The organism is Hyphococcus aureus, from assembly GCF_042643165.1.
Classification (GTDB): Bacteria; Pseudomonadota; Alphaproteobacteria; order Caulobacterales; family Parvularculaceae; genus Hyphococcus; species Hyphococcus aureus.
The window spans coordinates 1,783,978-1,799,775 of sequence record NZ_JBHRSH010000001.1; the positions used below are offsets into that span (position 1 = coordinate 1,783,978).

Consider the following 15,798-nt stretch of genomic DNA (forward strand, 5'->3'; position numbering starts at 1 on the left):
CAGCAGTGGCGACAAAACCGAAAACCAGAAAACGCCGCAAGGACGAAACGCTCGCCGCTGCGCTTGATATCGGCGCGTCAAAAGTTTCCTGTTTCATCGCCCGCATCGATGAGGAAGAGGGGCATGGCCCCCATGCCGAGATTGTCGGCGTCGGCTGCTACGGCGCCCCTGGCCACACACGCGGGGCCGCAGCCGTTGAAGCTGTAGAGACTGGCATACGCGGCGCAGTCGAGGCGGCTGAACGCATGGCTGGCGAACATGTGGGCCGTCTGACCGTCGCCGTGCCGGGCAAACATCTGCGCGCGCGGCGCATTGGCGTTGATCTCGAGATCGCCGGCGGCGTGGTGGCGCATGAAGATGTGAGCGACAGTCTCGCCGAAGGCATGAAAATCGCGACGCCGCCCGATTGCGCGCCGCTCCACGCGATCGCAGCGGGTTTCAAGCTCGACGGCGAAGACGGGCTCGGCGATCCCATCGGGCTTTCGGGCAGCATCCTGTCGACGCAGATGTTCGCCGTGGGCGCACGCAAAAGCTATCTCGACAATCTTGCGGACCTGATTGAGCGTTGTGATCTGAAGGTCGAGGAATTCGCCGCCGCGCCTTACGCCGCGGCGGAGGCGGTGCTGCTGGAAGACGAAAAAGAACTCGGCGTCGTCATGATCAATATCGGCGCCGCATCGACCGATTTCGCCGTCTATGACAATGGCGTGCTTGTGGAATGCGGCGGCGCGCCGGTGGGCGGCGGGCATATTACGCGCGATATTGCGCAGATTTTCGGCGCTTCGCTCTCTCATGCGGAACGAGTGAAGACGCTTTACGGCTCAGCGCTGATGGGTCCTGGCGATGAACATCGCTTCGTTGACTTCCCGCAGCTTGGCGTTCCCGGCGAAACCGCGCGCGCCTCGCGCGCCGATCTTTGCGAAGTGATCCTGCCGCGCCTTGAAGAAATTTTCGAACTTGTCGCCGAACAGCTCCCTGATGACGGCATGCGCCGCTCGGGATTGCGCCGCATTGTTTTGACCGGCGGCGGTTCGCTGCTTGTGGGCGCCCGTGAAGTCGCCGAGCGCACGCTGATGATGAAGACCCGTCTTGGCCGTCCGGCGACGCTCGCCGGGTCGCCGGAAGCGGCGTCAGCGCCGGGCTTTGCGGTGTGCGCAGGCCTTGTACAGTATTACGCAAATTTAGGCGCAGACCGCGAAACAGGTATTGGCCTTTTGCGCCAATCACCCCAAGCAGGTCAGCGAAGCAATTTTGGAGCAGTCGTGTTTGGCGGGATGGATTCCTGGCTGCGCGCGAAGTTCTAAAAACGCGTTTTCGGTGCGTTGCGTATCCCATTCCGAACAGCGCGCCCAAGCATCACACCACCGGCGACGTTTCTCTTAAAAAAAGAGAGCCGGAGGGGAGTCGTTAAGAGCCTGTTAACCATTTGGAAAGGGTTCTGAACGATTCTTTAACGACGGATTAACCAAGGGGGGAGAGGGCGCCCCACCAAGCCCGACAATTTGCGCATCATCGGAGAACTCCATGCCACTAAATCTCAGCGTGCCGGAACTGACAGAATTGAAACCCCGCATCACGGTTATCGGCGTTGGCGGGGCAGGCGGAAACGCCGTCAACAACATGATCGAAAGCCAGCTTGAGGGCGTGGAGTTCGTGGTCGCCAACACTGACGCACAGGCGGTGGGCCTGGCTAAGGCGCCGAACAAGATCCAGCTCGGCGTGAAAACGACGCAAGGTCTGGGGGCTGGGTCCATTCCGGATATCGGGCGTGCGGCCGCTGAAGAGTCTCTCGATGAAATCCTTGAGCATGTCGGCAACGCCCACATGCTGTTCGTGACCGCAGGCATGGGCGGCGGTACGGGAACAGGCGCTGCGCCGGTGATCGCCAAGGCTGCGAAGGAACGCGACATCCTGACGGTCGGCGTGGTGACGAAGCCATTCCATTTCGAAGGCGCGCGGCGCATGCGTCTTGCAACGGCGGGCATCGAAGAGCTGCAAAAGCATGTAGACACGCTTTTGATTATCCCGAACCAGAATCTTTTCGCGATCGCCAATGAGCGCACCACCTTCCATGAAGCTTTCGCCATGGCGGACCAGGTGCTGCATTCCGGCGTCAGAGGCATCACGGACCTGATGGTGATGCCGGGCCTGATCAATCTCGACTTTGCTGACGTGCGTACGGTGATGAGCGAGATGGGCAAGGCGATGATGGGCACGGGCGAGGCTGAAGGCGAAAAACGCGCCATCCAGGCCGCCGAAGCCGCGATTTCAAATCCGCTGCTCGACGAACAATCCATGAAAGGCGCCAAGGGCGTCCTCATCAACATCACTGGGTCCATGGACATGACCCTGTTCGAGGTTGATGAAGCGGCGAACCGTATCCGCGCCGAAGTCGACCCTGACGCCAACATCATTGTCGGCTCGACCTTTAATCAGGATCTCGAAGGCAAGGTCCGCGTGTCTGTCGTCGCGACCGGCATTGATATTGAAGAACGCGACGCCTCGCGCCCGCAGATCAAAATCAATACCGGCGCCGTCTCCAAGCCGTGGCGCGAGCCGACCCCGGTCGACCGCCCGGCGGCTGCGCCGGTCCGCGCCCAGGCGTCGGCCATGTCTGCGCCCTCCGTTCCGGTGTCGCGTCCGGTTTCGGCTCCGGCGGCGAGGACTGCGCCGGTGGCGAGCGCCGCCGCTGCGGTCAATCCGGTGGGCGATGTTCACGAGCGTATTCGCAAGATGCTGACTGAAGGCCAGCCGGCAGAGGCGCGTCCGCAAGCGCAAACCCATAGCGAGACGGCCCGAGCGCCGCGCCCCATGCGCCCGTCAGCGGAGCCAAAGCAGCAAGGCATTAACCCGTTCCGCGGGGCCCAGGCGCTGGGCAAGCACTCGCTTGAGGCTGCTGTCGATATGTTCAAGTCCCTTGGCGGAACCGAAGACCGGCGCGATCTCGCCCCGCCTCGGGCGCCTGAGGCAACCAAGCCCGCGACCGGGCCGCGCGGCGACCTGTTTGACGATCAGGCGGACGCCGACCTCGAAATCCCGTCTTTCCTCCGCAAGAAAAAGACAGGGTAACTCTTAGGGTATTCCCCTAAGATGCTGTTATAAATAACAAATTGCGCCCCAGCTTAAATGCTGAGGGCGCAATTGACGTTTAAGGCCGGTTTCGCTGTAGCAATTGGAAACAAACATTCATCATGACAGCTATTCGCACTCGCAGGAAATCGCTATGGTCATGGAACTTGGCGCGCCGCCCGGCGGGGGGTCCGAAGGGCGGTGTGGGGAAAAACGTTTCGCGCCTGACGAGTGAGCAAGATATGCGTAGTCCCGCCTTCCAGCGGACGCTCAAGACAGTGGTGGAATTTGCGGGAGTGGGGCTGCATTCCGGCGAAGCCTGCCGGGTTGTTCTGACGCCGGCGATTGCCGGCGAGGGTCCCGATGGAATTTTGTTTCGGCGCACCGATCTGGCTGCGCCCGACAATATCATCGCCGCCATTCCGGAAAATGTCGCTTGCGCCAATCACGGCACAACCCTGACCAATAATGCGGGGGTGAGCGTCGCCACCGTTGAACACCTGATGGCGGCGCTGGCGCTTACCGGCGTCGATAACCTGGTCATTGAGATCGACGGACCGGAAGTCCCAATTCTTGACGGCAGCGCGGCGGCCTTTGTAACCGGGATCGCCAAGGCTGGGCTCGCCAGCCTCAAGACGCGCCGTCGGCCAGTGGTGATCACTGAGGCCGAACATATCGCCGATGGCGAGCGCTCCATCACGGTGGAGCCTTATGCGGGCCGGCTTGTGGAAATCGAGATTGATTTTTGCGACTGCCTGATCGGCCGCCAGTCCTTGCGCCTTGATCTCGACGATCCGGCGGTGATCGCCCGCCTGGCGAGCGCGCGCACTTTTTGCAGGCTCAATGAAGTGGAGGCGCTGCGCTCTGCGGGGCTGATCCGGGGCGGGGCGCTGTCGAACGGCATCGTTGTCGATGGAGACCGTGTCCTCAATGAGGAGCCGTTGCGCGACCCGGCGGAATTTGCGCTGCACAAGGCGCTCGATCTGATTGGCGATCTCTATCTTCTCGGCGGGCCCGTGATCGGGCGGATCCGGGCGGTCAAACCCGGCCATGATCTCAACACCCGCGCCGCCCTCTATCTTAAAGAGGCGCAGGCCGAAACCCGCCAGCCGTCGCGCGCCACGGCCTGAACCGCCATCTGGCGCGGGCGGTGTTTGACACGAGGCCTCGGGGCCAACTAGATATTCCAGCCCGTTGCCCATTCGCCGGCGGTCGGCGTTCAAACGAGGCCTCCTGACTAACGTAAGTGGGCTGTCGTAAATGGGCTATAGATGGAAGGTGCTGTCCCCTGTGAAAATGCGTTTTGCGTTCCTGGCCAAACTCTTCTTCATCCTCGCCGCGTCGCTCGCCATTGTCGCCTGCGGCTCTTCCGGCAAAAAGAAACAGCGCTTTGCGTATGTAGAGCGCCCGGTTGAGATTTTGTACGACCTTGCGGTGAAGGATCTTGAGCGCAAGCGCTATGACCGCGCCATCGCCTATTTCGAAGAGGTCGAGCGCCAGCACCCTTACTCCGCATGGGCGCGCCGGGCGATGCTAATGAAAGCCTTCGCTTATTATCAAGGCAATGATTACGAAGAGGCCGTCACCGCCGTGGACCAGTTCCTGGCGCTCCATCCCGGCAACAAGGATGCGGCTTACGCCTATTACCTCAAAGCCATGTGTCACTATGAACGCATTCGCGATGTGGGCCGCGATCAGGAATTCACCAACAATGCGGTGGAGGCGCTGAATGATGTCGTGCGGCGTTATCCGGATACGGAATATGCGCGCGACGCGCGCCTGAAGCTGGACCTCACCAATGATCACCTCGCCGGCAAAGAGATGTATATCGGCCGCTTCTATCTGAAGCAGAACAAACATATCGCCGCCATCAACCGGTTCAAGAAGGTTATCACCGACTATCAGACCACCAGCCATGTGCCGGAGGCGTTGCTTCGTCTTACGGAAGCCTATCTCGAACTCGGCATCATCGATGAAGCACGCGCCGCCGCCGCCGTTCTTGGATATAACTATCCCGGCAGCCGCTGGTATCAGGACAGCTACCGCCTGTTTGAGCAGCGCCACATTGTCGCCGAAGGCTCTGAGCCCACGCGCCGCAAGCCGGAAAAACTGAAAGAACAGGCGCAGTCAGTCGAGAATATCGACCCTGATTCCCTTCGCGCCATTGAGCCGCCAAGCCCCTCCGAGATGGAAGCGCTTGAGCCGTCTGACAATCTGCCGGAAAACCCGCTCGAAGAAGCGCGGGACGAGCTTTAATCCCGGCGTAAACTGCGATAAATCCTTTCTTTGTCGTTCGCGGGGCCGTTTCCCGCGGAAGGGGTTCTCGCGTTAGCAATGCTCACCGCGCTTCATATTCAAGATTTCGTGCTGATCGATCAGGCGCGCCTCGCGCTGGGGCCCGGCATGACTGCGCTCACGGGCGAAACCGGGGCGGGCAAGTCCATTTTGCTTGATGCGCTGGGGCTCGCCGTCGGCGGGCGCGCCGAGCGCGGCGCGGTGCGGCAGGGCGCCAAGCAGGGCGTCGTCTCCGTGATCTTCGAGCCGCAGGCGAACCATCCCGTCTGGAAAGTGCTGGAAGAAAACGGTCTCGACACCGGTGAGGATCAAATCATTCTCAGGCGCGTGCAGACGGCGGACGGGCGCGGGCGCGGTTTCGTCAATGATCAGCCAGTGTCGATCGCGATGTTGCGCAGTGTCGGCGAAACGCTGATCGAGATTCACGGGCAACATGACGGGCGCGGATTGCTGACCGCGTCAGCCCATCGCGGCATGCTCGACGAATTTGGCGGCTTGCAGAAAAAAGCGGCGAATGTCTCCGCTCTCTGGCGAAGCTGGCGCGACGCCGTGGAGGCGCTCGAGGAAAAAAAGCGCGAGCGTGATGCGAATTTGCGCGAGGCGGATTATCTGCGCCATGTTGTGGACCGGCTCGGCAAGCTTGATCCGCAAGCGGATGAAGAAGCCGCGCTTGCCGGGCGCCGTGCGGAATTGATGGCCTCCGACAAGATCGCCGATGATCTGAACGCCGCGATGACCGCCATTGGCGAAGGCGCTTTCGATGCAAAACTTGCGACCGCCTTGCGCCGGATCGAACGCGCCGGCGCGCAAATTCAAGGTGCGGATAATCCGCTGACGGTTGCTGCGGCGCGTCTGGATGCGGCGCTGAATGAGGCGGCGGAGGCGCGAGGCGCGCTTGAAGCCGCTATCGACCGCTTCGGCGCCGACCCTGATGAGCTTGATCGCGTGGAAGAACGGTTGTTCGCGCTCCGCGCCGAAGCCCGCAAACATGGCGTCACGCCCGATGCGCTTGCCGGGTTTCTTCAAAAGGCGCGCCAGGCGCTGGAAGAGCTGGAATTGGGCGAGGCGGCGTTTGAAGCGCTCGAAACGAGTGTAAAAAATACAAAAGACGCGTTCGACAAGGAGGCTGCGGCCCTGTCAAAAGACCGGCAAGCGGCGGCGAAGAAACTCGACAGCGCCGTGATGAAAGAACTCGCGCCATTGAAGCTCGGCAAGGCGGCGTTTTCCACCCGGATCGAGACCAGTGGAAGTCACCCCACATCGGAGGGGTATGACGCCGTTGAATTCATGGTGGCGACCAATCCGGGCGCGCCGGCGGGGCCGCTGAAAACCATTGCGTCGGGCGGCGAGCTGTCGCGTTTTGTGCTGGCGATGAAAGCTGCGCTCGCCGCAAAGGAAAACCGCACCGTCATTATTTTCGATGAAGTGGATGCGGGGGTCGGCGGCGCTGTCGCTGACGCCGTGGGCGAGCGCCTTTCGCGCCTAGCTGCGGATGCGCAGGTTCTGGTGGTCACGCACAGTCCGCAGGTGGCCGCGCGCGCAGGCGCTCATTGGCGGATTGAAAAGACCCAGACAAAATCAACGACGCTGACCAAAGTGACGCCGCTCGAGCCCGAGACCCGCATCGAAGAAATCGCGCGCATGTTGTCTGGCGCCGAAGTGACTGACGAAGCGCGCGCCGCCGCAAGGCGTCTTCTCGGGGCGCCGGGTGCGGCGACGCAGGCGGCGCCAAAAAAAGCTGCATCCAAAAAAGCAGCGACAAAGAAAACACCGGCGCGCAAACGCGCATAACGCCGAAACTGACAGATCATGGCCGCGAAAAAAAAATCAGAAGACTTTTCGTCAATTCCCGTGAACAAACTTTCGCCTGAAGAGGCGGCGGCGGAGCTGCAACGGCTCGCCGAAACAGTCGCGCGCGCAGACCAGGCCTATTACGAGCATGACAAACCGGAAATCACGGACGCGCAATATGACGCCCTGCGCCGGCGCAATCTGCTGGTTGAAAAGCGCTTCCCGAAGCTGAAGCGCGACGATTCCCCATCGGACAAGGTTGGCGCCGCGCCGTCGACCAAGTTCGAAAAATCAAAACACGCTGTTCCCATGTTGTCTCTCGACAACGCCTTCAGCGATGAAGATGTCGTCGAGTTCGGTAAGCGCGTGCGCCGGTTCCTGGGGCTCGATGAGAATGAAAAACTCGGCTTCACCGCAGAGCCGAAGATCGATGGTCTGTCCCTCAATCTGCGCTATGAAAATGGCGAATTGAAAATTGCGGCGACCCGCGGCGACGGCGAAACGGGTGAAAATGTCACCGCGAATGCGCTGACCATCGCCGACATTCCCCAAAGCCTCAAAGCCGCCCCGGCTGTGCTTGAGGTGCGCGGTGAAATTTATATGAGCCACGAGGATTTCGAAGCTCTGAATGCGCGGCTCGAAGCGGAGGGGGAGGAGCCATTCGCCAATCCGCGCAATGCGGCGGCGGGCTCGCTCCGTCAGCTCGATGCGGCGATCACCGCATCGCGGCCATTGCATTTTTTCGCTTATGCGTGGGGAGAGTTGAGCGAGCCTCTGGCTGCGACGCAATGGAAAGCGATCGAGCGGCTGGGCAAGCTCGGTTTCAAAATCAATCCCCTGACGAAACGCTGCGACACCATAGAAGAGATGATTGCGCAATATCGCGAGATTGAAATGCGGCGCGCGACGCTAGGCTATGACATTGACGGCGTTGTCTACAAGGTCGACGATCTCGCACTTCAGGAGCGGCTCCACTATGTTGGCCGCGCGCCGCGCTGGGCCATCGCACATAAATTCCCGGCGGAAAAAGCGACGACAATCCTTGAAAAAATCGACATCCAGTTGGGCCGAACGGGCAAGCTGACGCCGGTGGCGCGCTTGGCGCCAGTCACGGTCGGCGGCGTGGTTGTTTCCAACGCCACCCTACACAACGCTGACTACATCGACGAGAAGGATATTCGCGCAGGCGACACGGTGGTGATCCAGCGCGCAGGCGATGTTATTCCGCAAGTCGTTGAAGTCCTGAAAGACAAACGGCCCAAAGGCGCGAAGAAATTTGTCTTTCCTGAATTTTGTCCGGTCTGCGGCAGCCACGCCGTCAACGAAGTCAATCCCAATACCGGCAAAGCGGATGTGGACCGGCGCTGCACTGGCGGGCTTGTCTGCGATGCGCAGGCGGTGGAGCGGTTGAAGCACTTTGTCTCGCGCCAGGCGTTCGACATCGAAGGTCTGGGCGAAAAACAGATCGCCGCCTTCCATGAACAAGGCGTCATCAAGGAGCCAGCGGATATTTTCACCCTGCGCAAGCGGCAGGAAGCCGGAAAGATTGACCTTCATCGTTATGATCTCGACGACAAGGGCGAGCGGAAAAAGGACAAGACCGGAAAAGAAAAACCGCCCACCAATCAAAAATCCGTTCAGAATTTGTTCGACGGCATTGATGAGCGCCGGTCCATATCGTCAGCGCGGTTTATCAACGCGCTTGGCATTCGCCATGTGGGTGAAACAAACGCGCGGCTTTTCGCGAGCCATTATGGCGATTTTCAATCATTTTACGTCGCCGCGCGCGAGGCTCATGACCCGGAAAGCGAAGCCTATAAGGACATGCTTTCCATTGACGGCGTCGGCGCCCTTGTGGCGCGCGGGGTCATCGATTTCTTTGACGAGAAACACAATCGCGATGCGGTCGATCGCTTGCTGGAAGAAGTGACGCCGGAAAAGGCTGAAACGGTGAACGCATCCGGCGCCGTCGCCGGCAAGACAGTGGTTTTTACAGGCACACTTGAAACCATGACCCGCGACGAGGCGAAAGCGCGGGCGCAAACCCTCGGCGCGAAAGTCTCCGGCTCCATTTCGGCGAAGACGGACTATCTTGTTGCGGGGTTGAAGGCGGGCTCGAAGCTGAAAAAAGCCGAAGAGCTGGGCGTTACGGTGCTGACCGAAGAAGAATGGGCCAAACTGGCGAACGGATAAGCGCGCGGCGCCCTTAAAATTCCCTGAAACGCGGTTATATATAAGCTCAGGCGGGAGGGATTATCATGAATATGAGTTTCATCGTCCTTGGACTGATTGTCCTGTTGGCTGTTGCGCTGGCGGTTCTCTACAATCTTCTCGTTCAAAAGCGGCAAATGACCCATAATGGCTGGGCCGATATCGACGTACAGCTGAAACGCCGAGCCGATCTCATCCCGCAATTGGTGACGACCGTGAAAGGCTATGCGGCGCATGAGCGCCAGCTCTTCGAAGATGTGATCGCAAAACGCAACGCCGCGCTGGCGGCGGGCGACGATCCGGCGGCGCGGGGCGAGGCGGAAAGCGCGCTGTCAGCGCCGGTGCGCCGGATGATCGCCGTCGCGGAGGATTATCCCGATCTCAAAGCCAGCGGTAATTTTCTTGAACTCCAGAAAGAGCTTGCGGACACTGAGGACAAGATCGAAATGGCGCGGCGGTTTTATAATGGCGCCGTGCGCGAGCTGAACACGCTCATCGAAAGCTTTCCCGTCAATATCGCTGCAGCGCCGCTGGGTTTTTCAAAACGCGATTATTTCGAGATTGAGACGGCTGACCGCGCGGTTCCTTCCGTGGGACTTGGCGCATGAGCCTGCGCACACTCATGATCGCGCTGTTTGCGTTGTTATGGCCCGTCTTTGCCGGTGCTGCGGAGCAGATCAACGAGTTTGACGTTGATATTACGGTCCTGAAGAACGGCGACATCATTGTCTCGGAAACCATCAATGTCACATCGGAAGGCGCCCAGATACGCCGTGGAATTTTCCGCGACCTGCCGCGCACCTATAAAAAGAACGGCGCCGATCTGCCCTATAGCTATGATGTGAAAAGCGTAGAACGTGACGGAAGACGCGAGCCATACGCTATCGAGCGTGTAGGCAACGCCTTCCGGATTCGCATTGGCGACGCTGATATATTTCTCGATAACGGCGTCCATGAATATCAAATTGAATATGCGGTCAAAAACCAGGTTCGATATTTCGACGGCTATGACGAGGTCTACTGGAACGCCACCGGCAATTACTGGAATTTTCCGATTGAGCAGGCGCGGGCGGTTATGCGTTTGCCAGGCGGCGCAGGCGCCATCTCGACGGCGGCTTATACCGGCGCGCTCGGTGATGTGGAGCGCAACTACGCATATGCCTACGAGAACGGCGCGCATGTTTTCACCACCACAGCGCCGCTTTCTTACCAGCAAGGCCTGACGGTTGCTGTCGGTTTTGAAAAGGGTGTTGTCGATCCGCCTTCCGCCGCTGATCTTCGCGCGGAGTGGCTGCGGCGCAATGCTTCGGCGCTGATCCTCGCTGCTGCGATCTCGCTGCTGACCGGTTTCTATCTTTTCACCTATAACCGGGTTGGCCGCGATCCGGTGAAGGGGCCTGTGTTCCCGCGTTACGCGCCGCCGGACGATCTGTCGCCGGCCGCTGTTCACCACATCTATCATCGCCGTTTCGCCGGGCATCAGGCGCTCATCGCGACATTGCTCAATCTCGCCGTCAAATACCGCATCAAGATCGATGCGAAAGACAAGAAGAAAACAAAACTTACGAAGGAAGACTATGTGGATACGGCGATAGCGCCGGAAGAGGAAAGTTTCCTGAAAAGCGTTTTCAACCGCCGGGAAAGCTTCACCCTCGGCGATGACTATGATGCGTCTTTCACCAGCGCATACCGGCAGTTTCAAAAAGACGTCGGCAAGGATTTCGGCAAACCGTTTTTCAAATGGAATCGCGGCTTCCTGATTCTGGGCGTCGTCCTTACCATCATCGCCGTCGTGCTTGCCGCTAACCTCTCCGTTGGCTGGACGCTCTGGCATGGCGTGGCGGTGGGGGCGCTCGCGATTTTAAGCGCTGTCTTTTCCTATTTCCTTCCGGCGCCGACGGAGCGCGGCCAGGCTGTGCGTACGGAGATCGAGGGCTTTCGCCTTTATCTGAAAACGGCGGAAAAATTGCAGCTTAACGCCGTCAAACCGGGCAGCGATGCGCCGCCGCCCATGACTGTGGAGCGCTATGAACGGTTTCTTCCCTATGCCGCTGCCCTCGGCGTCGAAGAACCATGGACGCGTCATTTTGAAAAACTGATCCCGGAAGAAGCGCGCAATTATGAGCCGCGCTGGGCCAATATGCATGGGCGCCATTACGGCTCCATCCATGGCGTTAACAAAGCGCTGATGGCGGGCATGTCATCGGGCGTTTCGAGCGCATTGCCGCAAAGCTCCTCCTCATCGGGATCGAGCGGCGGCGGCTTTTCCGGCGGCGGAGGAGGAGGCGGCGGCGGCGGCGGCTGGTAAAGATGTGATGCATCTTCTGCTACGCGCGCCGGGAGGGGTGGCAGATTCAACCTTGAAATCCTGGGAAGAAACGCGTCAGCGCTCTTTTTCGCCATAGTGCTCCGTCACCATTGCGCGGTTCATGCCCGGCGCGGTAAACCGCCCGGAAAACAAGCCTTTAAGATTGGCGTAAACGAACCGTCCATTTGGGTTGCGTATGATGGGCGGGAGGAAACCGGAGAGACGGATGAGCGACACCCCGCCGCTATCGTTATACGTTCCAGAGCCTGAATTCCGCCCCGGCGACAAGCCGGATTTTTCCAATGTCCCGATCCCTCAGGCCGGCGCCGCGATAATGCCGCCAGTGGATGTGGATGCGGGCGAGATTCGCGATCTCGCTTACACGATCATCCGCGTCATGAACCGGGAAGGCGAGGCGGTTGGCCCGTGGGCGGACATGCTCGACGACGCCCAGTTGAAAGAGGGTCTTGAGGATATGTTGCGTGTGCGCGCTTTCGATGTGCGCATGACCATGGCCCAGCGTCAGGGCAAGACCAGCTTCTACATGCAGTGCCTCGGGGAAGAGGCGATCGCCTGCGCCTTCTCAAAGGTGCTGAAGCCGGGCGATATGAATTTTCCGACCTATCGCCAGCAGGGTCTGCTCTTGTCGACTGATTATCCCATGGTCGACATGATCAACCAGATTTACTCCAACGCCGCCGACCCGCTCATGGGCCGGCAATTGCCGATCATGTATTCTTCGAAGGAGCATGGCTTCTTCACCATCTCCGGCAATCTGGCGACCCAGTTTATGCAGGGCGTCGGCTGGGCGATGGCGTCGGCGATCAAGGGCGACACAAAAATCGCCACCTCCTGGATCGGCGAGGGATCGACGGCCGAGAATGATTTTCACGCCGGGCTCGTCTTTGCCTCCACCTATCGCGCGCCCGTGGTGTTGAACATCGTCAACAATCAGTGGGCGATCTCAACCTTTCAGGGGATTGCGCGCGGCGGCGCCGCGACCTTTGCGTCGCGTGGGCTCGGCTTCGGCATTCCGTCCCTGCGCGTTGACGGCAATGACTATCTCGCGGTTTACGCTGTCGCCAAATGGGCCGCTGAGCGTGCGCGCAGGGGACTGGGGCCGACGCTGATTGAGCATGTCACCTATCGCATTGGCGCGCACTCGACATCGGACGATCCTTCCGCCTATCGCGCAAAAGAAGAATCCACGTCATGGCCGCTGGGCGATCCGGTGGAGCGGTTGAAAGACCATCTCATCAAGCGCGGCGTCTGGTCCGATGCGCAGCATCACCAGATGAAGGAAATGCTGGAGGCGCAAGTCGCCGAGGCGCAAAAGCAGGCGGAAAAGAACGGCACGCTTCATGACGGGCCGCATTCTTCCTCGGCCAGTATGTTTGACGATGTCTATAAGGAAATGCCGCTGCATCTTCGCCGTCAGCGTCAGGAAGCGGGGTTTTAAACGATGTCGCGCATGACCATGATTCAGGCGATCCGCAGCGCCATGGACACCGCCATGGGCCGCGATGACAATGTCGTCGTCTTTGGCGAGGATGTGGGCTTTTTCGGCGGCGTCTTTCGCTGCACGCAAGGCTTGCAGGAAAAATACGGCCGCCATCGCTGCTTCGACACGCCGATCAGCGAAACCGGCATTGTCGGCGCTGCCGTAGGGATGGCCGCTTACGGCATTCGCCCCTGCGTCGAAATTCAGTTCGCGGACTATGTCTATCCCGGTTACGACCAGATTGTGTCGGAGGCGGCGCGCATCCGCTATCGCTCCAATAATGATTTCACGGTGCCGATGGTCGTGCGCATGCCGACGGGCGGCGGGATTTTCGGCGGCCAGACCCATAGTCAAAGCCCGGAAGCCGTCTTTGCGCATGTCTCGGGCATTAAAACGGTGATCCCGTCGAACCCCTATGATGCGAAGGGCTTGCTCCTCGCTTCGATTGAAGACGATGATCCGGTGATGTTCCTGGAGCCGAAGCGGCTTTATAACGGACCTTTCGACGGCCATCACGACCGGCCGGTGACGCCATGGTCGAAGCATGAACTCGGCGAGGTTCCCGATGATCATTACACCGTGCCGCTGGGCAAAGCGGCGATCCGACGCGAAGGTTCGGATGTGACGGTGCTGGTCTATGGCACCATGGTTCATGTCGCGGAAACCGCGGCGCAGGAAACCGGCGTCGATGCGGAGATTATCGACTTGCGCACGCTCCTGCCGCTCGACATGGAAGCGATTGAAGAGTCTGTTCGGAAAACCGGTCGGTGCGTGATTGTCCACGAGGCGACGCGCACTTGCGGTTATGGCGCGGAACTCGCGGCCATCGTCGCTGAAAACTGTTTTTATCATCTCGAAGCGCCAGTCATTCGCGTGACGGGCTATGATCTGCCTTATCCTCATGCCCATGAGTGGGATTATTTTCCCGGACCCAAGCGCGTCGGCGATGCGCTGAAAAAAGTGATGGAGGCCGCCTGATGGGGGAACATGTCATCAAGCTTCCCGATGTGGGGGAAGGCGTGGCGGAAGCCGAGCTTGTGGAATGGCTCGCTGAGATTGGCGCCAATGTGCGTGAGGACGAAGTCATCGCTTCGGTGATGACCGACAAGGCGACAGTGGAGATCCCGTCGCCGGTCGAAGGCAAGATTATCTGGCGCGGCGGCGAGATTGGCGAAGTGCTCGCCGTTGGATCGCCGCTGGTGCGCCTCGAAGTCGACGGCGCCGGCAATGTGAAGCCGGGCGAAGCGGCGCCTGCTGAAGCGAAGCCGGAAAAGAAAAAAGAAGAAAAGAAGGCGAAAGCAAAGCCTGCTGAAAAGCCTGCGCAGAAAACGGAAAAACCGAAGACAAACGGAAGCGCAAATGGCGCGGCAAACAGCGTCGCCGCAGCTTCAACTGCTTCGGTTGCATCCGCCAAATCCGCTGTGCCTCGCGCAGAAGGCGAAAAACCGCTGGCGTCTCCCGCCGTCCGTAAGCGCGCCGCCGACGCCGGCGTCGATCTGCGCCGCGTGCCGGGAACCGGTCCCGCGGGCCGCATCACCCATGAAGATCTCGACGCGTTTTTCAATAGCGACGGACAAACCGCATCAGCGCCCGGCGCCGGATTGCGGCGCAACACGTCAGTGAAAGACATTCCTGTCATAGGTCTGCGCCGCAAGATCGCGGAAAAGATGGAAGCGGCGAACAATCGCATCGTTCCCATCACCTATGTGGATGAAGTTGACGTCACGGCGCTTGAGGATCTGCGCGCCGAACTGAACAAGTCACGCAAGGAAGGCCGACCGAAACTGACGATCCTGCCGTTTCTGATGCGCGCCATGGTGAAGGCGATTTCGGAACAGCCGCATCTGAACGCCATCTATGACGATGAGGCGGGCGTCATTCGCCAACATGGCGGCGTGCATATCGGCATTGCGGCGCAAACGCCGAACGGCCTCATGGTGCCGGTCGTCAGACACGCCGAAGCGCGCGACCTGTGGGATTGCGCAGCGGAAATGGCGCGTCTGTCAGAGGCGGCCAAAGACGGCAAGGCGTCGCGCGATGAGCTTTCGGGATCGACGATTACGATTACCTCGCTCGGCGCCATGGGCGGCATCGTGACGACGCCGGTGATCAACCACCCGGAAGTCGCCATTGTCGGCGTCAACAAGATGCAGACCCTGCCGCGCTGGAATGGAACCGAGTTCATGCCGCGCAAGGTGATGAACCTTTCCTCCAGCTTCGATCATCGCGTGATCGACGGTTGGGACGCGGCGGTGTTCGTGCAGCGTTTGAAAGCGCTCCTCGAAACGCCTGCGATGATCTTTATTGAGAGCTGACGTGCCACTGTTCCGGGCTTTCGATACGTTCACTCTCCCATCCAGAAAATGGTTGGTCTTTTTCGGCACAATCGAAGAGGGAGTTATAGAAGTCGGAATGTCGATTTTAGTTCCGTTAAATTCCGCAATGAAAGTTTCCTATAAAATCAACAGTGTTGAATCGATCCTAAGGGCAGGTGAGTCATTCATAGGTTTAACGGTGCTATATGACGACGAAGGTGAAGCTGAAATCACCCATGCGCTGGATATTCATGATGAAGTGCTGAAAGTTCAGCGCCTTCCAGAAAATCATGAAGATAGTTAGAGAA

At 59.5% G+C, this 15,798-nt stretch carries 12 protein-coding genes; all 12 read left to right on the forward strand.

Annotation, left to right across the window (positions count from 1 at the left end; translation table 11 throughout):
* Positions 1–5 precede the first annotated feature (5 nt).
* On the forward strand, positions 6–1,304 hold the full coding sequence (gene ftsA, locus ACFOOP_RS08770) for a cell division protein FtsA (RefSeq protein WP_379880535.1): 1,299 nt from the start codon (positions 6–8) through the stop codon (positions 1,302–1,304).
* A 220-nt stretch (positions 1,305–1,524) separates the two neighbouring features.
* Complete coding sequence (gene ftsZ / locus ACFOOP_RS08775) at positions 1,525–3,069, forward strand: cell division protein FtsZ (protein ID WP_379880536.1); 1,545 nt, start codon at positions 1,525–1,527, stop codon at positions 3,067–3,069.
* A 242-nt stretch (positions 3,070–3,311) separates the two neighbouring features.
* The gene (lpxC, locus tag ACFOOP_RS08780; RefSeq protein ID WP_379880537.1) at positions 3,312–4,199 is read left to right on the forward strand and encodes a UDP-3-O-acyl-N-acetylglucosamine deacetylase; all 888 of its coding nucleotides are present in this window, start codon (positions 3,312–3,314) and stop codon (positions 4,197–4,199) included.
* Between the two features lie 166 nt (positions 4,200–4,365).
* The gene (locus ACFOOP_RS08785; protein ID WP_379881542.1) at positions 4,366–5,325 is read left to right on the forward strand and encodes an outer membrane protein assembly factor BamD; all 960 of its coding nucleotides are present in this window, start codon (positions 4,366–4,368) and stop codon (positions 5,323–5,325) included.
* A gap of 78 nt (positions 5,326–5,403) precedes the next feature.
* Positions 5,404–7,155: a DNA repair protein RecN gene (recN, locus tag ACFOOP_RS08790; protein ID WP_379880538.1), complete on the forward strand. Its 1,752-nt coding sequence runs from the start codon at positions 5,404–5,406 to the stop codon at positions 7,153–7,155.
* Positions 7,156–7,173: 18 nt separating this feature from the next.
* A complete protein-coding gene (ligA, locus tag ACFOOP_RS08795; protein WP_379880539.1) occupies positions 7,174–9,348 on the forward strand; it encodes an NAD-dependent DNA ligase LigA in 2,175 nt (724 codons plus the stop codon).
* Positions 9,349–9,413: 65 nt separating this feature from the next.
* On the forward strand, positions 9,414–9,974 hold the full coding sequence (locus tag ACFOOP_RS08800; RefSeq protein ID WP_379880540.1) for a LemA family protein: 561 nt from the start codon (positions 9,414–9,416) through the stop codon (positions 9,972–9,974).
* Positions 9,971–11,674, forward strand: a complete 1,704-nt coding sequence (locus ACFOOP_RS08805) for a DUF2207 domain-containing protein (protein WP_379880541.1) — start codon at positions 9,971–9,973, stop codon at positions 11,672–11,674. Before ACFOOP_RS08800 ends, ACFOOP_RS08805 begins: the two co-directional genes overlap by 4 nt.
* Positions 11,675–11,900: 226 nt before the next feature.
* Positions 11,901–13,133, forward strand: a complete 1,233-nt coding sequence (locus ACFOOP_RS08810) for a 3-methyl-2-oxobutanoate dehydrogenase (2-methylpropanoyl-transferring) subunit alpha (protein WP_379880542.1) — start codon at positions 11,901–11,903, stop codon at positions 13,131–13,133.
* Between the two features lie 3 nt (positions 13,134–13,136).
* Positions 13,137–14,153: an alpha-ketoacid dehydrogenase subunit beta gene (locus ACFOOP_RS08815; protein WP_379880543.1), complete on the forward strand. Its 1,017-nt coding sequence runs from the start codon at positions 13,137–13,139 to the stop codon at positions 14,151–14,153.
* On the forward strand, positions 14,153–15,490 hold the full coding sequence (locus ACFOOP_RS08820) for a dihydrolipoamide acetyltransferase family protein (protein WP_379880545.1): 1,338 nt from the start codon (positions 14,153–14,155) through the stop codon (positions 15,488–15,490). Before ACFOOP_RS08815 ends, ACFOOP_RS08820 begins: the two co-directional genes overlap by 1 nt.
* Before the next feature lie 97 nt (positions 15,491–15,587).
* The gene (locus ACFOOP_RS08825) at positions 15,588–15,794 is read left to right on the forward strand and encodes a hypothetical protein (protein WP_379880547.1); all 207 of its coding nucleotides are present in this window, start codon (positions 15,588–15,590) and stop codon (positions 15,792–15,794) included.
* The last annotated feature ends 4 nt before the right edge of the window (positions 15,795–15,798 follow it).